A 21,683-nucleotide genomic window follows, 5' to 3' on the forward strand; every position below is an offset into this window, starting at 1 on the left:
GCTCCGGGAGACGCCATGCAGGCCCCCCTTCGTGACCGTGACCCGCGGCAGCTCGGCCCGTACCGGTTGACCGCGCGCCTCGGCCGCGGCGGCATGGGCACCGTCTTCCTCGGCGCCGACGACGCCGGCCGGCGGGTCGCGGTCAAGGTCATCAACGCGGAGCTGGCCGACGACGAGGCGTTCCACGAGCGGTTCCGCCGCGAGGTGACGGCCGCGCGGCAGGTCCGGCGGTTCTGCACGGCCTCGGTGCTGGACGCCCGGCTGGACGGCGACCCCCTCTACGTGGTGACCGAGTACGTCGCCGGGTCCTCGCTCGACGAGGCCGTCAAGGCGGGCGGGCCGCTGCGCGGCGGCGACCTGGAGGCCCTCGCGGTCAACATCGCGACCGCGCTGAGCGCCATCCACGCCGCCGGGATCGTGCACCGCGACCTCAAGCCGTCCAACGTGCTGCTGTCCCCGACCGGGCCGCGCGTGATCGACTTCGGCATCGCGCGGGCGCTGGACGCCACCGACGGGCCGACCAGAACCGGCCAGTTCGTCGGCACGCCCGCCTACATCGCGCCGGAGCTGATGAACGGCGCGGAGATCACCCCGGCGGCGGACGTGTTCTCCTGGGGGTGCGTCGTCGCCTACGCGGGCACGGGACGCGCGCCGTTCGGCGGCGGGACCGTTCCGGAGACGATCAACCGGGTGATGTCCGCCGAACCCGACCTGGACGGCGTCGACCCGGCGGTGCGGGAGCTGGTGGCGCGGTCGCTCGCCAAGGACCCGGCGGGACGTCCGACGGTGAAGCAGCTGATCCAGGCGCTGACCGGCGAGGACGAGCCGCCCAAGACCCCGCCGACCGGCCTTGCGGCAGCGAAGGCACCGGCCGCGGAACCGGCGGGCGGCTCCGCGGGCGCGCCGCCCGCCACGCTGCGGCTGCCTCCGCCGGAGCGGCGGACCACCGTCGACTCCGTTCCGCCCACGCTGCCGCCGGGCGCGCCGCCGCCCCCGGTGCCGTCCCCCGCCGCGATGCCGTCCTCGTCCCCCCGGCGGCGCCCGAACCGTGGCCACGGGGTGCTCATCGGCGCGGTCGCCGCCGTCGTCGGCGTCTCCGCCCTGTTCGGGCTGCGGAACCTGCCGGACGGCGACGGCGAGCCGGACGGCTCCGGCGGCACCACGGCCGCCGCGGTCCTCGGCGAGCAGCCGCCGGACGTCGACGACAAGATCTTCGACGACAAGTTCGGCCAGGAGGACTCGGGCTGGCCGCGGACCGGCGACGGGGCGTACCGGGACCGGAGCTACGGGATCCGGCTCGTCCCCTCACTGGGCCACACGACCGTGGCGGCACCCGTGCGGAGCGTTCCGGACGCGCAGCTCATGGAGGTGAAGGTCCGGCTCGGCGGCCCCGACGCGGAGGCCGGGGTGTTCTGCCGCAGCGCCGGGGGCACCGGGTACGCGTTCCTGGTCCGGGGCAGCGGGCAGGCCCGCATCGCCTGGATGGCACCCGACAAGCTGGAGGACCTCCACACCGGGTTCGTCACCACCCTGCGCAAGGACCGGGACAACCGCGTCCAGGCCGCGTGCGTGCCCGACGACGCCGGCATGCGGCTCGGCCTGTGGGTGAACGGCGAGGCCGTGGCGACCGGCACCGACCACGAGCACCCCGACGAGTTCGGGGAGCCCGGGAAGAGCGGACTGATCGTCGCCCGCGCCGGTGACCCGTCGGCGGAGCAGCGCGCGACGTTCGACAACTTCTCGCTCTGCTCGGTGTGAGTCCGGGGGTCAGTCCTTGCGGCCGGTGGCGGCGACGGCCACGCCGAGGCCGATCATCATCAGGCCGCCGGTGCCGCCGATCGCGGCGAGGCGGCGCGGTGAACTCGCGAACCACGCGCGGGCCGTCCCGGCGGCGATGCCCCACACGCTGTCGCTGAGCAGCGCGATGACCGCGAAGACCAGCCCGAACACCATCATCTGCAGGGCGACGTGGCCCTGCTCGCGGACCACGAACTGCGGCAGGACGGCCGCGAAGAACACCGTCGTCTTCGGGTTCGTGACGCCGACGACGAAGCCCTGCAGGAGCGCCCGGCCGCCCGTCCCGCCCGTCCCGCACGATTCGTCCGCGCCGTCCGCGCCGATCGTCTCCTGCAGCGAGCGCCGGTGCCGGATGGCCTGCACCCCCAGGTAGACGATGTAGACGGCGCCGACGATCTTCAGCGCGGTGAACACGACCACCGACCGCTCCACGAGCGACCCGACGCCGACCGCGACGGCCGCCGTCAGCACGAGCGCCGCGAGGACCCCGCCCACGACACCGGCGAGCGCGGTCCGGCGCCCGTGCGCCAGCGCCCGCCCGACGACGAACAACACGGACGGCCCGGGGATGATGATGATCGCGAACGCCATCACCGAGAAGGCCAGCAGTTGATGCAGCGAAACCATGGCCGCACACTACGCAGCACGTCCGACACATCCCACCAATTTTCTCCCCGGTGGTGTCCAGGGGCGGACGACGTGGAGATCGTGACTTAGACCACATTCTCTGCCAAAGTCTGGATCATGACCGCCCCTGCGTCCGAAGCATCGCGGCCTGTCGAGACCTCCTCCGATTCGTCGGTACCGGCGTGGCGGCCGGTGCTGCTGCTGGCCGGCGCGCTGGGCGTGCTGCTGCTGGCCCTCAGCGCCCGCTACGGCTATCACCGCGACGAGCTCTACTTCCGGGTGGCCGGACGGCATCTGGCCTGGGGATATCCCGACCAGCCGCCGCTGCTGCCGCTGATCGCGCGAGCCGTCACGGCGGTGTTCGGCGACTCGCTCGTCGTGCTGCGCGTCCCGGCCGCGCTGTTCGCCGCCGCCGGTGTGGTCATCGCCGCGCTGACGGCGCGCGAGATGGGCGGTGGACGTCGCGCGCAGCTGCTGACCGCCGCGTCCTACGCGGTGTGCCCCTTCGCCGCCGCGATCGGGCACACCTTCTACACGGCAACGCTCGACCTGCTGCTGTCGACGGCGATCGTGTGGCTGGTCGTCCGGTGGGTGCGGACCCGCGACCAGCGGCTGCTGCTCGCCGTCGGCGCCGTGGCCGCACTCGCGCTGAACGTGAAGTACCTGGCGGCGTTCCTGCTGGTCGCGCTGGTGGTGGGACTGCTGGTGTCGGGGCCGCGCGAGTTCCTGCGGCGTCCGATGCTCGCCGCCGGGGCGCTCGTCGCCGTCCTCGCGGTCGTCCCCGGGCTGGTGTGGCAGGCGCGGCACGGCTGGCCGCAACTCGACATGGCGAGCGCGATCGCCGACAAGGGGGACTTCGCCGGGCGGCCCGGATTCATCCCGTTCCAGCTCATCCTGACCGGCGTCTTCACGTCCTGGCTGTGGATCTACGGGCTGTGGCGGACGTACCGCTCGGACGGCCTGCGCATGTTCCGATTCCTCGGGCACGCGTACCTGCTGCTGATCGTCCTGTTCCTGATCACCGCCGGCAAGCCGTACTACCTGAGCGGGCTGTGGGCGGCACTCTGGGCCGCCGGGGCCGTCGAGGTCGAGCGGAACGGCGCGCCGCGCGGCTTCGGCTGGCTCACGTCCGTCCCGGTGTACGCGATCACCGGGATCACGACCGTGCTGCTGACGCTGCCCGTCTACCCGGTGAAGTGGCTGGCCGACACGCCGCAGCCCGTGATCAACGCGGACGCGGCCGAGACGGTCGGCTGGCCCCGCTTCGCCGCGCAGGTCGCCGGCGTCCACCGCGCGCTGCCGCCGGACGAGCGGTCCACGGCGACGATCGTCGTCAGCAACTACGGCGAGGCCGGAGCACTCGACAAGTACGGGCCCGGCCTCGGCCTGCCCCGCGCCTACAGCGGACACAACGGCTACTGGTACTTCGGGCGCCCGCCGGACACGGGCGGCCCCACCATCGTGGTCGGCCCGGACACCGTCGCCGAGGGCGCCGGGCTCCGGAGGTTCTGGTCGGACGTGCGCCCGGTGGCGCGCATCGACAACGGTGTCGGCCTGGACAACCAGGAACAGGGCAAACCGGTCTGGGTCTGCCGCGGGCAGCGCGCCCCGTGGACGCAGCTGTGGCCCGAGTTCAGGCAGTTGTCGTGACCGTCACGCGGTGAGGACGTCCCACACGCCGCCGCGGCGCACCATCAGGTTGTGCGTGAGCAGGCTCCCCGCCGGGACGTCCCAGCTCGGGTCGGCGTTGTCGCGGTCCTCGGCCCACACCTGCGCGACCGCCCAGCGCAGCTTGTCGACGCCGTCGGGATGACCGGTACCGGACGCCACGAACACGTCCCGCGCGGGCGCCGCCACGACGAGGTCGCCGTCGACGTCCTGCGCCAGCTTCTCCAGGAACCCCTCGTCCAGCAGCAGGCCCGACTCCAGGCTGCCGCGCCCGGGGGTGCCGCCGAGCGACACCGTCACGGCGCGGACGTCCGGGTACCAGCTGAGGCTCAGCTCGGGCCGCAGGTCGCGCAGGTTGATCACCGCGCGGCGGCGCAGCTCGCCCGGCGCCACGTCCAGCTCGGCGCAGTGCCGGCGCGCCACCTGCTCGTGGCGGCGGCCGGACGGGACGCCCTCGTCGGCGATCTCCAGCGCGTAGGTGGCGTACAGGTCGCCGGCGAACGGGTCGCGGATCGGCTCCTCGTCCGCCGGCAGCGGGAACTCCAGCTGGACCTCCGCCGGGACCCGCGCCTTCATCAGCGGGACGATCAGACTGGACCGCGGGTCGGTCACGGGACGTTCCTCCTGGTGCCTGGTGCGGCCTGAGTGGATCACCCTACCGTCGCGGCGGGCGGTTCCGGGGCGCCACCGGGAGGGACGACGGGGAGCCCGCCGGGGGCGCCCTTCTCGATGATCCGCCATAGGGCATCGGTGTCCATATGCTCCTCGACGAGATCGCCGAGCGCGTCCAGTGTGGCCTCTCTCAGTTTCTGGAACGACACATCGGGAGCGGGGGTGAAATCCCTTTGGGCGTGCCGGGCCACGTCCGCGAGGAAGGCCCTTCTGAATCCGTCGTTCTCCATGGCGCCGTGCCAGGTCGTGCCCCAGACGGCGCCCTTTCGGCAGCCGTCCAGGAACGGCTCTCCGTGTGCGGTGACGACGCCATGATGGATCTCATAGGCGTGGACGTCCTCGCCGTAGGCCCTGCCGTCAGGCCGCCCGAGGATCTTCTCTTCCCCGAATTCGACCCGCGCAGGCAGAAGACCGAGCCCCTGCGCCGTTCCGCTCTGGGACTCGACATGGTCCACGATCTCCTCGGCGAGCATCTGGTAGCCGCCGCAGATACCGAGCACGGGGCGCCCTTCCGCGGCCCGCTTCCGGACCTCGTCGGCCATTCCCCTGTCGCGCAGCCATCCGAGATCGCTCACCGTGGCCCTGGTGCCCGGCAGGACGACGAGATCGGCCTCCGCCAGATCGCCGACGCTGGCCGCGTACCGGACGACGACGCCCGGCTCGCACGCCAGGGCGTCCAGGTCCGTGAAATTCGAGATGCGCGGGAACCGGACGACGGCGATCCGCAGCGTCTCCCTTCCGAACGGGCCCTTGGCGTCGGGTCGCGGCGCGTCCAGCGCCAGGGTGTCCTCGGAGTCGAGATAAAGGCCGAGTTTCCAGGGCAGCACACCGACCGTCGGCCGGCCCGTAAGTGCCTCAAGCTGATCCAGCCCCGGCTTCAGCAGTTCGTACGCGCCCCGGAACTTGTTGATGACGAATCCAGCGATAAGCGCCTGATCTGCTTCTTCCAATAGCGCGACCGTCCCGTACAAGGACGCGAAGACACCACCGCGGTCGATATCGCCGACGACCACGGCCGGCAGGTCCGCCGCCCGCGCCAGCCCCATGTTCACGATGTCGCCGCCCCGCAGATTGATCTCCGCCGGGCTCCCCGCTCCCTCGCAGACGACGACGTCGTAGTCGGCTCTCAACTCCTCAAGGCTTTCGAGCACGACGGCCTTGAGCCTCTCCTTGTGGCGGCCGTACTCCAGTGCGTCGACCTCCGCGACAGGCCGCCCCAGAACGACCACCTGGCTGCGCCGATCGCTCCCCGGCTTCAGCAGCACCGGATTCATCACCGCACGCGGCTCCACACCCGCCGCCTGAGCCTGCATGTACTGCGCCCGCCCGATCTCCGCCCCATCACTCGTCACCATCGAATTCAGCGACATGTTCTGGGCCTTGAACGGCGCGACCTTCACGCCTTGCCTGGCCAGCCACCGGCACAACCCGGCCGTGACGACGCTCTTACCGGCGTCCGACGTCGTCCCCGCCACCAGCAGCCCGCTCACCGCAGCACCCCGATCAGCACCGCCGCGGCGAACGTCACCGCAGCGGAAAGCCGGACGGCCTTTCTGATGTCCCTGACTTCGGGCACCCTGCCGTCCCCCATCTCGGGCCGCCGTTCAACCCGTCCCCCATAGGCGTTGACACCGCCGAGCCGCACATCGAGCGCGCCCGCGAACGCCGCCTCGACCCTCCCGGCATTGGGACTCGGATGCTTCTTGCCGTCCCTCCTGAGCACCCGCCAAGCCCTTGGCCCGCCGCACCCCACGACCAATCCCGCGGTCACTCTGGCCGGCACCCAATTGGCGACATCGTCCAACCTCGCCGACGCCCACCCGAACCGCTCATACCTCGGACTCCGGTATCCGACCATCGCGTCCAGCGTGTTGATGGCCCGATACATCAGCAGCCCCGGAATACCCGCCACCGCTCCCCAGACCAACGGAGCCACCGACGCGTCCGACGTGTTCTCGGCGACCGACTCCACGACCGCCCGGCTCAGCCCTGGCGCGTCCATCCCCTCAGGATCACGCGCACACAAATGAGAGAGCCGTGCCCTGGCCGCCTCCACATCGCCCTGCTCCAGAACACGAGCCATTACGAGCCCTTCACGCCCCAACGACGTCCCGCCGAGCACGGCCCAGGCAACCCCCGCCGTGGCGAGCCCATGCACCCCGAACCGCCGGCTTACCCGCTCCAGCACAACACCAACGGCCCCCGCGCCCCCCACCAGAACCCCGGTAAAGACAACCCCGCGCCACCGGGAATCCGCATAAAGAGAACCCTCGACGACCGAGGCGACCCGCCCGAAACCCGCAACCGGATGCCACCGCCTCGGATCCCCCAGCAAGGCGTCCAGCACGACACCGCCGACAAGCCCCTCAGCAGAGCCGCGCATCGAGTTCATCCCAGTGCCCCTCCAGCCAATCCTGCGCGCGCCGGATACGCGGCCCGGCGCCACCGTCCCAGATCCGCGCCCATCCCCCGCCACGCTGCGCCCTGGCCCGCATGGCCCGATACGACCGCTCGAACCTCACCCGCGCCGCGGGCAGCACGTCCCGCCGCAACTCCCGCGCCAACCCGTAGGCGTCACAGAAGACCTTGATCCGCCGCCCGACGTCAGCCCCGTACAGCAACGCGTCCCGATCGGCAGGGTCCTCGATGGGCCCCCAATGCCGCAACGCGGTAACAACATCGAACAACCGCGTAGTAGGCCGCGCCAGATCGAAATCGATCAGAGCCGCCGGCGCCCCACCCCGAAAAACCACATTCTCCGGCGTGACATCGCAATGCCCGACGATCTCGGGCTCCCCGTCCAGATTGGAGAGGTCCCCCTCCCACCCGACATCCGGCACACCATAGGAGGCCACCGCGTCGTGGTAGCTCCGCAGCAGCCGCCCGACACCCCGCAGCGCGTCCTCCGAAACGACATACGCCGCCAGCGGCCGATGCGGCACCTCCCCCGGCACCCAGCTGAGCACCTCGCGCCCCCGCTCATCGACACCGAGCACCCGCGGCGCCCCGTCGAACCCCACCGCCTCCAGATGCCGCAGCACCCCGTGCACGGCCGGACTCTGCGCCCCGAGCGGCCTCCGCACCGTCTCCCCGACCCGCACCACGCCCTCCGACACGTCCCCACCGGAGAGCGGCACCTCAAAGTCCACTGCCACAGCACCCAAAGATAGATCCCCCGAGCACCGCCACGCCCCGCTCACCCGTGGTAACGCCGTTATAGATGTGGAGCTGGAGGACCCGCACCCTTACACTATGTCCCGGTCCCGGCGTCCCGCCGGGCGCCGGGCGCCCGTAGCTCAGCTGGACAGAGCATCGGACTTCTAATCCGACGGTCGCGGGTTCGAATCCTGCCGGGCGCGCCATCTTGACCAGCCGATCAAGGCCATGACCTGCGAGGACGTCTCTCGCGCCGGTTCGGCCGGATGCAGCCAGATGCCACCGAAGGCAGCCGCACGGCACCGCTCCCGGAATATACGCGGAATGACTCTGGCTGCGTTTGCCCAGGTCAGCACGCAAGACAAGAGAGGCCCCGGAACGCTCCGGAGCCTCTCCACCGCAGTTGCCGATCATGTGGCCAACGCGTCCTCGATGCGCTGGTTGGCGACGTCTCGTTGCCCATCTATGCACTTGGCGTAAACACGCAACATCACGTCGACCCCGTGGCCAGCGCGTTCGGCCGCCTCAGGCGCATGGACGCCAGCGTTGAGCCAGAGCGACACCGCCGCATGGCGAAGGTCATACGGCCGAGCCGCCAACGGTGACTCGACCTGATCTGGAGTCAGCGCCAGGGCGCGAGCCTGCTTCCAGACTTGCGCGTAAGCCGAGCCGGAGAACGACCGGCTGCCGCTGGTGACGAACAACCGCCCATCCTTGGCCGTCCCGAAGGCGTCGAGGTGCTCCCGGAGAATCACCACCAGTTCAGGCGGGATCGGGACCGGCCGGACGAGGTCATCGTCCCGATGCTTGAGGCCCCGATCGTCGAAGGTCTCCCCCGAGTCGGTGTAGCGCTTGTTCGACTGCGGCCGGGTCTTCTTGAGCGTGATCAGGCCCCAGCCAGTTGCCGGAAGTTCGCAGTCTTGCCGCCGCAGGCCCGCAGCCTCAGCCGGACGCAGGCCGGCGAAGTACATGCACGCGAACATCGCCCGCAGCCGAGGACCGCGCGACCGGCCGACGTAGGAGACCGCCGTCAGCAGCTCCCGCGCTTGGGCCGGGTTGACGACGACTCGGCGATCAACGGCGCCGTTCTGCTTTGGCGGACGCCACTTCACGCGGTCGAGGGGATTCGTCGCCAGGTCCCCCAGTTCGACCGCGTAGCCGAGCGCATGCTTGAAGACCGCCCGCTTGCGCCGGAAGGTCGAGGAGGCCGCCGGTTGCCCGTCGAGTTGGAGCGCAAGGGTTTCCAGCGCAGCCCGAGCCAACCGCGGTTCGTCCAGGTCGGTAATCGGCATGGACGCCGACTCCAGCCAGCGAAGCGCCGCGCCGAGTTCGGCGGACATATCGGGACGGCGATCGTCCGGGACGAAGACGAATTGCCGAAGAAGCACCCGGAGGAGGGAGGCCTCAGGGCGGCCGGGCATGTCCTTGAGGAACACGAGCGTCACAGCCGTCATGGTGTCGGTGAGCCCCTCACGCGACTTTGCCGCCGCGTGTGGCCAACGGGCATTGACGTAGGCCCGCGCGAACTCCAACCATGTGCGCGCAGTCGCCGTCTTGAGCATGGATAGCGGAAGGCCCGTGTCCGTATCGAACGCCTCACCGTTCTTGGCAGCCTGCCGCAGGTCGGACAGGAAGCTCTTCGCTTGGGACGATCGTTCGAAGGTCCGGGACTTCTCACGGCCGCCAACCGTCCAACGCGCGGTGTACGAGATGACCTTGCCCGGCTTACTCGACCTCGGCCCCGCTTTGTTCGGCCGAATCTCCCAGAACTTGACCTTGTAGGACGTGTTCACGCCGCCGTCTCCTCACGCAGCGACCAGAGCCAAGCGTCGAGGTCACCGCGATAGATGCGGATCTCCCCGTTAGGGAGCTTGAAGGACGCCGGAGCCCGCCCGATCTCGCGCCAGCGGTAGAACGTCCGCCGGGAGATCCCGCCGAGCGCTTCAAGAACTTGGTCGACTGTGAGTAGTTCGTCCCGCTTGCCGCTCACGCTGCCTCCGGAGTTGCCGAAAGTTCTGGGGTGGGGTTGTGGGTCGCGGCGTCGAGCTGGCGGCGCCGTTGGATGCGTTCGTTGATCAGCAGCAGGAGCCGTTGCTCTGCTGGCTTGACGTCCGGGTCGCCAGGCCCCGCGCGTTCCCAGACGTGGACGGCGTTCGGGTCGGCCGGGTTGCTCACGGGGATTCCAGCTTCGGCGAGTCGGGCGAGGACCCAGGCTTTGCGGTCGGCTTTGTGGTCGGCGAGGGTCTTGCCGGACCACTTTCGGGAGACCAGGACGCGGCGGCCGCCGTAGCCGAGGTGTTCGCGTCGGTGTGCTTTGCCCTTGCAGTAGCCCGGCGTCATGCCCTTGCGCGGGTTCTTGGGCTGGACGCCGTAGCGCAGCCAGTTCGCGCACGTCGGCGAGCAGGGCTCGTATCGGAGGGCTTCGGCCATCCGGTCGACGTGTTCCCGCTGCGCCGCAGTCTCAGCCTGGTGGCATTCGGCGACGCCCTTGACCAGGTACTTGGTCAGGTAGCCGATGCAGCGCCGGGAGTCGGCCGAGTCGGCCAGGACGCCCTGTGCGTCGATCTGCCGCCCGAACTTCACCACGTGCAGGGGTTCGGCGTCCTCGTCCTCGCCGAGAGCATCCAACGCCTCATCCCAGGTGGGGAGGACTACCCCGGTGGCCGGGTCGAGGTAGCCGCCGTTACCGTCCTCGCCCGCGATGTCATCCCAGACCGGCAGGTGTTCGCCGTCGAAGACGACGCGATCGGTCGAGGGCCACCACACTTGGTGGTAGGTGGCCGCCACCACCTGCCGCAGCTCAGCGCGGGAGATCGTGCCGCGTATGGCCATGTGCAGGTGCGGCGCGAGCCGGCGTTGCGGTTCGACGGCGGCGAAGTACTGGACGTCGTAGCCGACGAACCGGCGCAGGTTCTGCACGAACCGGTCGACCAGCTTGGAGAAGTGCAGAGCGTCCCGCGCCGCCCGCGTGTAGTCGTAGGACTCGGGGTCGACCGGCGTACCGTCACCCCGAACCCGCCCGTAGGAGTCCAGGGTGAGGGTTAGGAACAGCGAGGGCCGGAAGGTCTTGCTGTCCGTACCTCGGAATACCTTGCCGACCGTGCGGGAGTCGACCGGACGACGAGGAAGGTCGGGCGCATCCTGCCGCCGCCGGGTCGACCGAGTCCGCCGGCCCCTGGTCTGGTCACCGGTCTTAAGGGAACCGCGGACCCCGGTCCGTTCAAGCTCGTTGTCGAGGTCGCGAATGACCGCGTCCCAGAACTCGGAGTCTTCCCCGTCCGCTGTACCTTCCAGCCCGGCGCGGTCACGGGCCGCCGCCGCGTGTGCCCGCAGTTCCATCCACGCCCGTTGCTCGGCGTCCGGGTCGGCGCGCGTGATGACGGGTTCCTCGGTCAGGTGCCAGCCTTGACGGCACTGCACCGCGCGAAGCTTGCGCTTGCGTTCGGCGCACGACGGGCAGACCGAGGCCAGGGTGTGACCGCACGGGACGTAGACCATTTCGGCCGCGCCCGTGTTCAGTTCGACGCGCCGCATGGGGACGGGGCGGATGCAGACGCCGTGTTCGACCGCGACCGCTTCCAGCACCCCGCGCGCCAGCGGAGCCAGCGTCTTGACGACCGGTGGCGGGACCGGTTCGGTCGGACGGGACGGGGCGACGTCGGGAGCGTCGAGGGTGGGTTGGGTGACGCCGGGAGCCGATGTCGTCACGCAGCCCCCTCGATGTCGAGGTCAGGCAGGCCGAGCGCGACCATCGCCCGGATGTCGGAGTCAGAGACATAGGCCGCCCGGACCCGCACCGGATCGGGTGAGGCTTCCAGCCGGACGAAGCCGACGCCCGCGCCGATCTGCGGGATGGAGGAGATCTGGTCGGCCAGCGCGCCACGGTCGCGGGCACCGTCGCCGAGCACCATGTCGACTTGTTCGTCTTCATCGAGGCGCAGGGCGATGCGGTCGGGGAACAGGTTGCGCAGGTTGTTGACCTCTTTGCGCGCGTCCTGCTGCGCACCGATCACGCAATACCCCACCGAACGCCCCTGACTGGTGAGCACCGCAAGCGCCGACTCGGCCCGCTTGCGTAGATCCCGCTCAGGGCAGTAGGCGGTCAGGAACGCCAGCTCATCCACCACGATGACCCGGAACGGGTGCTCATGCGACGGCGTGAACGACCGGGTCACTCCGGCGAAGCGTTCGGCGCGCGCGTTCATGTCCTCGGCCGCCGTCTCCAGCAGCTTGACCATGCCGCCGGACGGGTCGGAGGAGTACCGCCCGTACCGTTCGAACAGCGCCCGCCCGAAGGACAGCTCCATGCGTTTGGGGTCGACGGCCCACACCTCCACCAGCCCGGCGAGCATCAAGGGGAGGAGTGCGCGGATGGTGGACCAGATGACCGAGCCCTTGCCGGCCCCCGTCGCCCCCGCGATGAGGACGTGCGTGCCGAGGAGCCGCAGCCGCCACGGCGACCCGTCCTCGCACCGTCCATCAGCACCCCGGACAGGTCGACGTCGGAGCCGTCCGGGACGGGCAGCGCCGGTATCGGGACGGCGAGGGCATCGCGGCGGACGAATTCGAGCCAGATGCGGCCCGGACGGTCCCCGTCCCGGACACGGACCAGCGAGGCGCCGAACCCGTGCGCGAGGTTGACCGCAACTCGTTCCCACGCGTCCGGAGCCTGCCCCTTCAACATGCGGACGAGCACCCGATCCGACGTCGGACCGCAGCGGACCCGAACCAGGAAGGGCAGGTACTCCCGCCCCTTGTGCACCTTGGTCAGACCCGCCGTGACCAGGACGGGCTGCCAGTCCCGCCGATAGACCGCCACGAGCCGCCACCGGGCGAGCGCGGGACGAGCGACCCAGCGGACGAAGGACGGACGGTCCATTCCCGCCCACGCGCCCAGGCCCACGGCGACGAGGACCAGGACCAACACGGGGACCAGCCACCCGAACCGGTAGCCGAGCCAGCCCAGCCCGGACAGGACCGACACGGGGACGATGTTGCGGACCAGGAAGACGACCGTCCGGACGAGGGCGCGGACGGCGTTGACGATGAGCACCAGTCCCTCGGGCATGTGCCACACCGGAGGCGCCCACTTCGGGGCGGCGAACGGGTCACGCTGTGCTTCAACGGCGACGTTCTCACCGGGGCCGAGCTTGCGGAACTCCCAGGCCATAACCTGGACACCTCTTCTCTTTCGAGCTGTGGGAGAGCGAGAGAAGTGGGGCGGCCGGAGGTACCAGCTCCAGCCGCCCCACCCAGATCAACCAGGGACAACGCGCGGGACCTCGGCCGACAGCAACCGCGACCGACACACCCCGCACCCGGCGTCGCCGCAGAACCGCGCAAGAGTGTGAGCCCAGCGCACCGACCGGCGCCGTTCCCCGACGTCCATGAGCAGCCGCAGCCCGAGCCCACCAGTACCCGCGAGGACGACGAGGGCGAGCATGCCGAGGGTGTTCATGCCGCGTCCTTGCCCGCCGCGCCGCCGTCCTTGCCCGAGCGGCCCGCGCCGCCCTTGAAGTTGGCCGGACGCACCGCCGACGCCTTGAGCGAGTAGGCCAGCCGCCCGGTACCGGAGTTGACGTAGGGCGTCACCATCAGGCCGTCGAACTCCACCGGCACGAACGGGAACCCCGCCGGAGCCTCCGGCATGAGGGGCTGCACCGGCGCCATGAGCTTGACCTTGAACGTGCCCTTGGACTCGGGGTCGGCGTCCAGCACCTCCACCGCCCACACCAGTTCCCCGGTCTCCTTGTCCCGCGCCTGCACGAAGTTCTCACGGGTCGACCGGTCGAAGTCCCGCACCGCCTCCACCCCGCCCTTGACGAACGCCCCGAACGGGAACACGTCCCCGAACGCGACCTTGAACGGACCCTGCACCGCCATCACGAACCACCCTTGTCATTCACCCGACCGCTTGTCCGGACGAGTGCTTGTGACATGAGTGTACGTCGCCCGCTCGACCGAACAAGCTCAGGATTGAGTGACGTGCATCACATCAGCCGAGGGGTCAGTCAGTTCGGGACGCTGTACACGTCCTCCAGCTCATGCAGCGACCCCGGCATCACGACCTCCACCACGAACCGCACCACGTCCGAGGCGTCATGCACGCCCGCCAGCATCGACAGCACCGGCTCAGAGGTCTTGATCTCCAGCAACCCGGCCTCATCGCCGGCGGGAAGCCGCGCGGTCAGCCGCTCGGAGATGTGGTCCACCCGCAGGCCCTTGACCGTCCGCAGGTGATCCCGCAACCCGACCGGCAACGCCGCATCCTTATCCAGGTCGGTACCGAACACCAGCTCAGGCGGGAACCAGCACGTCACCAGATCCGAGGCGATCCCATCCCGAACCGTCAGCGACCGCCGCGCCAACACCCGCCCACGACCGCCGTCGAGGCCGAGCAGCGCCGCCACCGGCCCCGGCGCGTCGACCTGGCCGACATCGACCAGCCGCACACCCGGCACCGTCTCCGGACGGTCCAGCAGCGCCAGGCCCCGCCGACTGGCCCGCACCTCCGAGGCGGGACGGCCCTTCACATACGAGCCGCGCCCGTGCTCACGGGTGATCCATCCGTCCTGCTGGAGCATCTGCAACGCCCGCACCACCGTCGTACGCCCCACCGCGAACTCACGCACCAGCTGCGATTCGGACGGGAGCATGGAGCCGGGCGGGTAGTCGCCGTTCTCGATCCGGCGACGCACCTCCAGCACCACCCGCGCATACTTCGGAGGCTCGAACTCCAAGCTCGACATATCGACCACCTGACTACTAGGACGCTTGACCGCATAAGTGCACCTCACGGCACTGTAGCCCGTGTAACACCCGCCCGTCAGCCCTCAACAACCACGACCACCATGCCCAGGACGAGCGAGTTCGACCACCAGCCGCAGCCCCTCACTCCGTGCCAGGCGGTACCGGGAAACCGGCCGCCACCAACGCCGTCAGAACCTCGCCGACCCGCCGCGCACCCATCCCCCGCACCTCGGCCAATCGCCCCGAGGCCAGCAGCCCCAGCACGTCCCCCACTCGCACCGACCGACCCAACCCATGCCGGAGCGCGTTCACCACATGCGCCGACAACCCCAGGCACCCGACCGGACAGGCCGCCGTCACCCGCTCATGCTCATGCCCGCCCTCAACGTCCGCCGCCGGATACAGGCCCGACAACCGGCCTGCCTCCACCAGGAGACCGACCAGATCACCGACCGTCCGCACCCCCAGACACCAGACCGGGCACTCAGGCCCGATGCCCGAGTGCCCGACCCTGTGACCGCCATCGGCGTTCACCTCGGCCACGACCACCCCCGCGCGTTCACGATCGCCTCCCGCAACTCCCGCGGACTCCGCGCCTCCACCAGGCGCACATCCCCGTGAACCCGGACCATCGCCCACCAGGCGCCCGTGGCGTTGCCGTACCAGGCCACCACCCCGGAGAACTCCCGCTCAATCTGCGCCGCAATCGGCCGCCGACTCTGCTCCTCCGACGCCGACACCGACGACACCCCCATCACCCGCACCCACCCGACGAACCGGACGACGGGCCGGAGGACGGGGCCGGCGAACCGTCGAAGGGCACCGCGACGACCCGCGCGATCCGGGCCACAGCCGTGACGATGTCGGCGATCGGGCACAACGGCTCCAACTCCGGCGAAGACGTACGCGTCGGCCCCGGCCACACCCACCACCACCAGAGCACCCCGTCCCGCCGACAGCACACCACCTCCTGCCCCAGCCCCGGCGCGAACGCCTGCCCCTGCGGGTCATCCGGGTCAGGTTCACCGGCCGGGTTGCGCACCCGCACCACACCACTGGCCCGCACCTCGGCCACCAGCCCGAGCCGCTCCAACTCCGCCACCAGGGCCAACGCCGCCGGACGCCACGCGCCACCAGCAGCCCGAGACCTCACCGACACACCCACAGGGCACCACTCCCAAGAGAAGGAGAGCGGGACCGGCAGGACCAGCGACCCACGGGAGCTCCACCACCCGCCAGCACAGCCGCGCACGTCTACCACCCCGGCACGACCACGCCACAGCCGCCACGACACCCAACCGGCCCCGCAGCTTTTTGGACTACGCCGCACGCACCTCACGCGACGGCGCACACCAGCGACACGGCACCCGCTCAACCTCCGGCCCCGAACCAACCGGAACACCGACCAGCACCGCCCGCCGAGCGTGAGCGAACTTCCACTCACGACCGCCGCAATGCCCGCAGGCCGCCTTGACCGTCTCTCGCTGCTGCGTCATGCGTCCAAGATCCGCCAAACCCCTCCCGGCACCCATTCCCAGGCGATATCCCGCCACGGGATATACGCTCAGCAAGGACGAGTCACGCGGAGGGAGACCCGATGTCGGGACGGGCGTCAGACCCGATCGTCATCCCCGATTCACTGTGGCAACGCCCGCAGATGACCCAAGCCCTCACCGCCCGAGACATGAGAACCGTCTTCCACCTCCTGCGCCAGTACACCGGCGCCAGCCAGACCCAAATCGCGATCGCATGCGGCATGTCCCAGGGCAAGGTCAGCGAGACCATGAAGAAGGGCGGCCGCCAGGTCACCACCCTCGAAGTCTTCGAGCGCATCGCCGACGGCCTCCGCATGCCCGACACCGCCCGCATGACTCTCGGCCTGGCACCCCGCAACCTCACGACCCCGCCGACCACCGTGAACGCGAGGGTCATCACACCTCGGGATGAGCCCACGGGCTTGGTTCCGGCCGCTTTCCTGGGTTCCCTGGACGTAGATTCCGACGTCGAGGAAGGGGACCCCGTGCGCCGCAGGACGTTCACCAAGATCGCCGGAGCAAGTCTGTTCAGCGCCATCCTCGCCGACCTACCCGCAGACGGCGCACCCCTGGAAGGCGTCGAGGCATTCGCCGCCGCCCTGGCCGGCTACCCCGGCATCAGCATCGACCCGAGCCCCACCCCCCTCAGCATGCCCCGCCTGGACAAGGCCGTAGCCGCCGCCAAACGCAACTACCAGGACTGCCGATACTCCACGGTCATCAAGTCCCTCCCCCAACTCCTAGCCGACCTGCGCACCGCATGCACCACCTACGAGGGAGACACCCGCCTCCACGCCGAAGCCCTCTCGGCCGAGGCCCACCACGTCGCCGCGAGCATCCTGCTCAAACTGGACGAAGAGGGCTTGGCATGGGTCGCCGCCGACCGCAGCATGCAGGCAGCCCGCAACAGCCAAGACCTCACGATCATCGGATCAAGCGCCCGCATCATCACTCACGCCCTGATGAACGACGGCCACCACGGCGCAGCCACCCAGACCGCCAGCACCTACGCCGAACGCATCGGCCACGACATCGACGAGCGCACCCCCGACTTCCTCTCCGTCTACGGATCCCTCCTCCTACGCGGAGCCGTCGCCGCCGGACACCGCACCGACCGCCACACCGCCGCCACCCTCCTGGACGAGGCCCAGGCCGCAGGCCGCGAACTCGGCGGCGACTACAACCACCAATGGACCGCATTCGGCCCCACCAACGTCCAGCTTCACCGCGTGAACATCGCGCTCCAGCTCGGCGACGCCGGAGCCGCCATCCAGGAAGCCCGCCGCATCGACCTGGACCGCATCCCCCTCACCGAGCGCAAAGCAACACTTCTCATCGACACATCCCGCGCCCTCACCCAATGGGGCAAACACGACAAGGCGTACAACGTCCTGCGCTTCGCCCACCAGCTAGCGCCCGAAGAGATCTCGGCCCGCCCCGCCGTACACCGCATGCTGCGCGACCTCATGGCCACCGCCCGGCCCAGCACCAAACGGCAACTCAGGGACTTCACCACCGAGATCGGAGTGCACATATGACCGACGAGGCCGACCGCCACAAAGTCCTCTACATCATCGTGTGCGCAGCAGGCCCCGCCGGCGACGTCGGAAAACTCGTCACCCTCGCCCACCAACGAGGCTGGGACGTCCAGATCATCGCCACTCCATCAGCCTTGGACTTCATCGACGCCCAAACCCTAGAAGCCCAAACCGGCCGCCCCGTCCGCAGCCACCACCGCAAACCAGGCGAACCCCGGTCCCCCAAAGCAGACGCAATTATCATGGCTCCCGCCACCTACAACACCATCAACAAATGGGCCAACGGCATCAGCGACACGTACGCCCTAGGCATCCTCGCCGAAGCCCCCGGACTAGGTATCCCCGTAGTCGTCCTGCCCTTCATCAACAGCGCCCTAGCCACACGTCGCGCCTTCCAGAACAGCATCAACACCCTCCGCGACGAGGGCGTTCGTATACTTCTGGGCCCTCGCGAGTTCGCACCCCACGACCCCGGTACCGGCGAGACCTTCCAGGACGAATTCCCCTGGCCTCTGGCCATGGACGAGGGCGAACGCCTATACGCCAGTCCGCCAAGGCCCACGACCTCCCTGCCGCCCGTTAGATAGGGACTCCGCCCTGGAACCTCAATAGGTTCCCACAGCCACCTATAAACACGTTCTACGGGTGCGGTCGAAGAGGTGGCGCAGGGCGCCGCTGTGGCTGGGTACTTTGAACGTCCGTGGCTTCAAGGATCAACTTGAAGAGGAACCAGAGCCTGCAAAATTTCAACACCGCCATGAGAAGGGCAAACTCAAAGACCCATTGAGAGCCAAAGGTTCCATGTTTCGTATCGATCGCCATAGCAAGGATGCAGAGTATTGCGCCACCAAGGAGCCAACTCATTATGTTTAGGCAGTTTTTCCTAATGATGCGACCAAAACTCTGACGCAGCATATTCACAACGTTGCCAGAAGAGCTGCCATATTGCGCGATTGCCGTCCCAGTAAATCCGGCAATTAGTGCCATAACTCCCGCACCTGCAGCATATGTCGCGATCCGACCTTCGGTCGAGGTCCAGGAAAGCACATCGCCATGGTGCCAGATTAGCGCTATCGCGGAGTGAGTTCCTACAGTCAGCAAAGCCGCAAGCAGATCCAGGTAGGTCTTACTTGCCCACGCGTCGCCTAGACCCCTCAACCGAGGACGCTGAATCCTCCGCCGCATGCTTCTAGTAGCTGCACCCGCCATAGCCCCTCCAGCCTCTGTAGACCTTGAGACGAAGCAAGTCTAGCGGTGGGGACCGACAGAACTGCTAGTGGCGCAACTCTTGCCCGAAGTGATCGATCGCCCGAAAAATGGCAGTCACTGCGGATTGTATTCTGACCGGATTGCCTTGTGCGTCCGTGACGCGCACCATCATATTTTTCGCAAGCCTATCTTCGAGAAGATTAATTTCATCTCGTTCATACTTGCCATTTTCATCGAAGTTGATGAGTTCGGCCACTGCATCTTTCACATCAGATCCGACGACCCCTCTAACGGAATCAAGAATCTGAATCCTCTCATCATCATGAGATTTGGTCACCCGCCCTGACACTTTGACTTGCAACTCTACCTCAACATCACCAAATTCTTCACCTATTATCTGTGCCGCCGAAAACAGTCCTCCACTTTGGCGTGCGGCTTCAATTTGATCGCGATTCAATTTCATCCGAAGGAGGCTTGCCTGCGCAGCTCCGTCTATTCTATTAAGAATATTCTGGTTGACTACAGGGCCAATAGTCAATTCTTCGTCCACAAATTTATGTTCATTCAGCCAAAGTGCCATCGAAGTCGGTCGAGGCGACGCTTGAGATCCAAGGACGAAGCCGAATTTATTCGTCCCCGGAACAAATGAAGCTACAGATATCTCAACCCACGGCTGTTGCGAATCGGTCTCATTGTCAATAATCTCGTCCGTTTGCGTATTGTACGATGGAACTCCTTCCTCGCGAGATCTAGCCAAAATAAAATGATCCATGTCCTGGAAGGGATAGGCTTTTCCCCAATGGTCAGCGCCAAAAACCCTGTGAAGCCTCACATCTGCCGACTCTCTCGCCAGCCTCGCCAGAATCTGATCCCAATCGAACGGACTAGAGAATGGGATTCCCTCACGATCGCGCACTTCATAAAAGCTGACGCGCTTCTTTCTGGTAGTGGCCCTGGCCATGATGATCAACTCCTTGCTTGACTGACCTTGCCAGGTAGATTACAGGATACTTCGGGAGTTGCACCCATCTTTCACAGTTGACCACATCGAGACACGATGAGCCCGCTAGGCGATATATCCTGTTCGCGAGGATTGCCCCGGTTCGCATAGCATTCTGCGCGAGGTCCCTCATAGACAGAACCTTGTAGGACCTTCCTTGACACAACCGATCTTGCAACGGATCAGCGGCTCTGCCGAATTGGGCTGTTTTGGATCAAGGGGCGGCGGCGCTCAGGCCGCTGCGCGGCCCCGCGCCAGGCCGCCCGGAGCATGCGGCGTGGGCGCCGGTCACCGGACGGCCGCGCCGGGCCGCGCATCGCGACACGCCCCGCCGGCCCGCCCCGACCGGCCATCACGGGGTTCCGCGCCGCCGCAATGCACGCCAGGATGCGAAGGTGATCGTCATCGCAGCCGAACACCCCAGCCACCACGCCTCACTACCCTTCCTCTTCCTGTGGAGCACGCTGGCCATGGCCTACGGAATCCCGTTCGCCACAAACCTCAAGGGTTGTGCCGACCGCTTGGCAGAAGGGCAACGCTCAAGGTTCGGCACGAACTTGCGAGCCATAATCCGAGTGCACTCAAGTATCTTCGCCGTCCTCGGTGTCGTGACCTTCCTTGCCGCACTCGGAAAGCTCATCCTCGGTTGAGCGATGAGGAGAAGCCGGAGCGGCACGGATGCGGGAAGTGGAAGCTGAGCTGGAAGGGTGCGGGGCTCCCCCCGACCCGATGTGTTGATGATGGCGGCGGCCGGAACCCGTCAAGGGCGCCCTACGGGCGTCACTACGTGATGGCTGCGCCACCCTTGACAGAACCCGTCCGCCGCTAGGTACAGGTCTCGTCGGGCCGGGGGGAGGAAGGTGGGGGAAGAACAGCGGCTACGCCGCTACCCCATCCAAAGGATGTCGATGATGCGCAGCGTCTCCGCCTCGTCGTCGACCAGCAGCGTGAGCATGCCCTCACCGTTCGCGCCGAAGAAGGCGTGTCGGATGGCTGCCTGGCCTGGCCGTTCAGGTACCGCGTCCCATGGCGTTTCCAGGAGGTCAAGGAGACGCTCAAGAAGGGGGCCGTCGCGGACTTCGTTGGGAAGCCCGTTCAGCTCGTACAGCGCACGTCCGTGGAAGCCATCCCAGCGGTACGTCACACCCGGCCTTCCCAGCCCGGAGGGGTGTAGCGGACGAAGGCATCTTCCCTGCCCTGTAGTGCGTCCTGTACCGCCTCGTCGTATCCGGGACGGTCGTAAGCGATGGCCCGCAGGCGCCACCGGCGCAGCAGGGTTTGGACCTGCTTGAACCGCGCCAGGTCGTGGGCCGCGTCGAGCGCCTCGTCATACTCGGCCCGGAAGTGGTCACGGTGCACCGGCGGGAGCGCGTCGAAGATCGCGGCCGGATCCTCGCCGGGATCGCGCGGCGCGGTCGGTTCCTCGGGCTGGGCGGTCATGGTGTCCAATCTACCTGTGGCCCCTGCCAGGCGTGGAGACTCCCCGCAGGGCGGAAGTGCCTCACGAGCAAGATCCGGAGTATGCGCGGAATGATCTTGCTTGCCCGGCGACGTTGCCGGAGAGTACGCACAGGTGAGCCAGGGCGCGGAGCCGCCGTAGAGCTTCGGACTTCTAATCCGACGGTCGCGGGTTCGAATCCTGCCGGGCGCGCCCCCGTTTGACCTGCAGTCTTACCACTGCCAAGATCCAAAATCCTGTCCCGATATGTCCCCGTGTTCGCTCGATGTTCG

24 protein-coding genes and 1 tRNA gene are annotated in these 21,683 nt (G+C 68.2%); 6 read left to right on the top strand and 19 right to left on the bottom strand.

Translation table 11 applies throughout. The features are described from left to right. Nucleotides 1–15 precede the first annotated feature (15 nt). Complete coding sequence (locus ABZ806_RS09560) at nt 16–1,758, top strand: serine/threonine-protein kinase (RefSeq protein WP_500216428.1); 1,743 nt, start codon at nt 16–18, stop codon at nt 1,756–1,758. 9 nt (nt 1,759–1,767) lie between these two features. Here the strand turns inward: ABZ806_RS09560 and ABZ806_RS09565 are convergent, their stop codons facing one another. Then, complete coding sequence (locus tag ABZ806_RS09565) at nt 1,768–2,424, bottom strand: LysE family translocator (protein ID WP_500216429.1); 657 nt, start codon at nt 2,422–2,424, stop codon at nt 1,768–1,770. 117 nt (nt 2,425–2,541) lie between these two features. Between ABZ806_RS09565 and ABZ806_RS09570 the strand changes: the two genes are divergently transcribed. Beyond that, nucleotides 2,542–4,074, top strand: a complete 1,533-nt coding sequence (locus ABZ806_RS09570; RefSeq protein WP_500216430.1) for a glycosyltransferase family 39 protein — start codon at nt 2,542–2,544, stop codon at nt 4,072–4,074. 3 nt (nt 4,075–4,077) lie between these two features. On the opposite strand, the gene ABZ806_RS09575 is transcribed toward ABZ806_RS09570, so the two are convergent. From ABZ806_RS09575 to ABZ806_RS09590, 4 genes are read right to left on the bottom strand one after another with little or no spacing between them, the layout of a single operon-like run. Then, a complete protein-coding gene (locus ABZ806_RS09575) occupies nt 4,078–4,704 on the bottom strand; it encodes a DUF1444 domain-containing protein (RefSeq protein WP_500216431.1) in 627 nt (208 codons plus the stop codon). Nucleotides 4,705–4,742: 38 nt separating this feature from the next. Beyond that, entirely contained in the window at nt 4,743–6,254 is a 1,512-nt protein-coding gene (locus ABZ806_RS09580; protein ID WP_500216432.1) for a cobyric acid synthase, read from the bottom strand. Continuing rightward, nucleotides 6,251–7,156, bottom strand: a complete 906-nt coding sequence (locus ABZ806_RS09585) for a cobalamin biosynthesis protein (RefSeq protein ID WP_500216433.1) — start codon at nt 7,154–7,156, stop codon at nt 6,251–6,253. The genes ABZ806_RS09580 and ABZ806_RS09585 overlap by 4 nt, the downstream gene beginning before the upstream one ends. Then, nucleotides 7,131–7,919 carry a phosphotransferase gene (locus tag ABZ806_RS09590; RefSeq protein ID WP_500216434.1) on the bottom strand — a complete coding sequence of 263 codons (789 nt, stop codon included), beginning with the start codon at nt 7,917–7,919 and terminating at the stop codon, nt 7,131–7,133. The genes ABZ806_RS09585 and ABZ806_RS09590 overlap by 26 nt, the downstream gene beginning before the upstream one ends. 130 nt (nt 7,920–8,049) lie before the next feature. Here ABZ806_RS09590 and ABZ806_RS09595 point away from each other — a divergent pair. After that, a tRNA-Arg gene (locus ABZ806_RS09595) sits at nt 8,050–8,126 on the top strand. A gap of 204 nt (nt 8,127–8,330) precedes the next feature. Here ABZ806_RS09595 and ABZ806_RS09600 read toward each other — a convergent pair. The 10 genes from ABZ806_RS09600 to ABZ806_RS09645 form a co-directional block, all read right to left on the bottom strand. After that, nucleotides 8,331–9,713 carry a tyrosine-type recombinase/integrase gene (locus ABZ806_RS09600; RefSeq protein ID WP_500216435.1) on the bottom strand — a complete coding sequence of 461 codons (1,383 nt, stop codon included), beginning with the start codon at nt 9,711–9,713 and terminating at the stop codon, nt 8,331–8,333. Continuing rightward, nucleotides 9,710–9,910, bottom strand: a complete 201-nt coding sequence (locus ABZ806_RS09605; RefSeq protein WP_500216436.1) for a helix-turn-helix transcriptional regulator — start codon at nt 9,908–9,910, stop codon at nt 9,710–9,712. The genes ABZ806_RS09600 and ABZ806_RS09605 overlap by 4 nt, the downstream gene beginning before the upstream one ends. Next, nucleotides 9,907–11,526 (bottom strand): replication initiator, encoded by a 1,620-nt coding sequence (locus ABZ806_RS09610; RefSeq protein WP_500216500.1) that lies wholly within the window; start codon nt 11,524–11,526, stop codon nt 9,907–9,909. Before ABZ806_RS09610 ends, ABZ806_RS09605 begins: the two co-directional genes overlap by 4 nt. A 98-nt stretch (nt 11,527–11,624) precedes the next feature. Next, nucleotides 11,625–12,368 (bottom strand): FtsK/SpoIIIE domain-containing protein, encoded by a 744-nt coding sequence (locus tag ABZ806_RS09615; protein ID WP_500216501.1) that lies wholly within the window; start codon nt 12,366–12,368, stop codon nt 11,625–11,627. After that, the gene (locus ABZ806_RS09620; RefSeq protein WP_500216437.1) at nt 12,272–13,090 is read right to left on the bottom strand and encodes a hypothetical protein; all 819 of its coding nucleotides are present in this window, start codon (nt 13,088–13,090) and stop codon (nt 12,272–12,274) included. Before ABZ806_RS09620 ends, ABZ806_RS09615 begins: the two co-directional genes overlap by 97 nt. A gap of 87 nt (nt 13,091–13,177) precedes the next feature. Then, nucleotides 13,178–13,378: a hypothetical protein gene (locus ABZ806_RS09625; protein WP_500216438.1), complete on the bottom strand. Its 201-nt coding sequence runs from the start codon at nt 13,376–13,378 to the stop codon at nt 13,178–13,180. Further along, complete coding sequence (locus ABZ806_RS09630; protein ID WP_500216439.1) at nt 13,375–13,803, bottom strand: plasmid replication, integration and excision activator; 429 nt, start codon at nt 13,801–13,803, stop codon at nt 13,375–13,377. The genes ABZ806_RS09625 and ABZ806_RS09630 overlap by 4 nt, the downstream gene beginning before the upstream one ends. 128 nt (nt 13,804–13,931) lie before the next feature. Next, on the bottom strand, nt 13,932–14,630 hold the full coding sequence (locus ABZ806_RS09635; RefSeq protein ID WP_500216440.1) for a GntR family transcriptional regulator: 699 nt from the start codon (nt 14,628–14,630) through the stop codon (nt 13,932–13,934). Between the two features lie 181 nt (nt 14,631–14,811). Next, the gene (locus ABZ806_RS09640; protein ID WP_500216441.1) at nt 14,812–15,213 is read right to left on the bottom strand and encodes a hypothetical protein; all 402 of its coding nucleotides are present in this window, start codon (nt 15,211–15,213) and stop codon (nt 14,812–14,814) included. Nucleotides 15,214–15,424: 211 nt separating this feature from the next. Further along, the gene (locus ABZ806_RS09645) at nt 15,425–15,772 is read right to left on the bottom strand and encodes a hypothetical protein (RefSeq protein ID WP_500216442.1); all 348 of its coding nucleotides are present in this window, start codon (nt 15,770–15,772) and stop codon (nt 15,425–15,427) included. A gap of 582 nt (nt 15,773–16,354) precedes the next feature. On the opposite strand from ABZ806_RS09645, the gene ABZ806_RS09650 reads away from it, so the two are divergent. Together ABZ806_RS09650 and ABZ806_RS09655 are read left to right on the top strand one after the other, a co-directional pair. Beyond that, entirely contained in the window at nt 16,355–17,743 is a 1,389-nt protein-coding gene (locus ABZ806_RS09650) for a helix-turn-helix domain-containing protein (protein ID WP_500216443.1), read from the top strand. Continuing rightward, entirely contained in the window at nt 17,740–18,330 is a 591-nt protein-coding gene (locus ABZ806_RS09655) for a flavoprotein (RefSeq protein ID WP_500216444.1), read from the top strand. Before ABZ806_RS09650 ends, ABZ806_RS09655 begins: the two co-directional genes overlap by 4 nt. Nucleotides 18,331–18,382: 52 nt before the next feature. On the opposite strand, the gene ABZ806_RS09660 is transcribed toward ABZ806_RS09655, so the two are convergent. Together ABZ806_RS09660 and ABZ806_RS09665 are read right to left on the bottom strand one after the other, a co-directional pair. Then, nucleotides 18,383–18,790, bottom strand: coding sequence for a hypothetical protein (locus ABZ806_RS09660; RefSeq protein WP_500216445.1), 408 nt, complete (start codon nt 18,788–18,790; stop codon nt 18,383–18,385). Between the two features lie 226 nt (nt 18,791–19,016). Continuing rightward, complete coding sequence (locus ABZ806_RS09665; RefSeq protein WP_500216446.1) at nt 19,017–19,913, bottom strand: hypothetical protein; 897 nt, start codon at nt 19,911–19,913, stop codon at nt 19,017–19,019. A gap of 434 nt (nt 19,914–20,347) precedes the next feature. On the opposite strand from ABZ806_RS09665, the gene ABZ806_RS09670 reads away from it, so the two are divergent. Beyond that, the gene (locus ABZ806_RS09670) at nt 20,348–20,602 is read left to right on the top strand and encodes a hypothetical protein (RefSeq protein ID WP_500216447.1); all 255 of its coding nucleotides are present in this window, start codon (nt 20,348–20,350) and stop codon (nt 20,600–20,602) included. Between the two features lie 236 nt (nt 20,603–20,838). On the opposite strand, the gene ABZ806_RS09675 is transcribed toward ABZ806_RS09670, so the two are convergent. Next, nucleotides 20,839–21,096, bottom strand: coding sequence for a hypothetical protein (locus tag ABZ806_RS09675; protein ID WP_500216448.1), 258 nt, complete (start codon nt 21,094–21,096; stop codon nt 20,839–20,841). Further along, nucleotides 21,093–21,392 (bottom strand): DUF6247 family protein, encoded by a 300-nt coding sequence (locus tag ABZ806_RS09680; protein ID WP_500216449.1) that lies wholly within the window; start codon nt 21,390–21,392, stop codon nt 21,093–21,095. Before ABZ806_RS09680 ends, ABZ806_RS09675 begins: the two co-directional genes overlap by 4 nt. Nucleotides 21,393–21,683 lie beyond the last annotated feature (291 nt).

Source organism: Spirillospora sp. NPDC047418, from assembly GCF_040643275.1.
GTDB lineage: Bacteria > Actinomycetota > Actinomycetes > Streptosporangiales > Streptosporangiaceae > Spirillospora.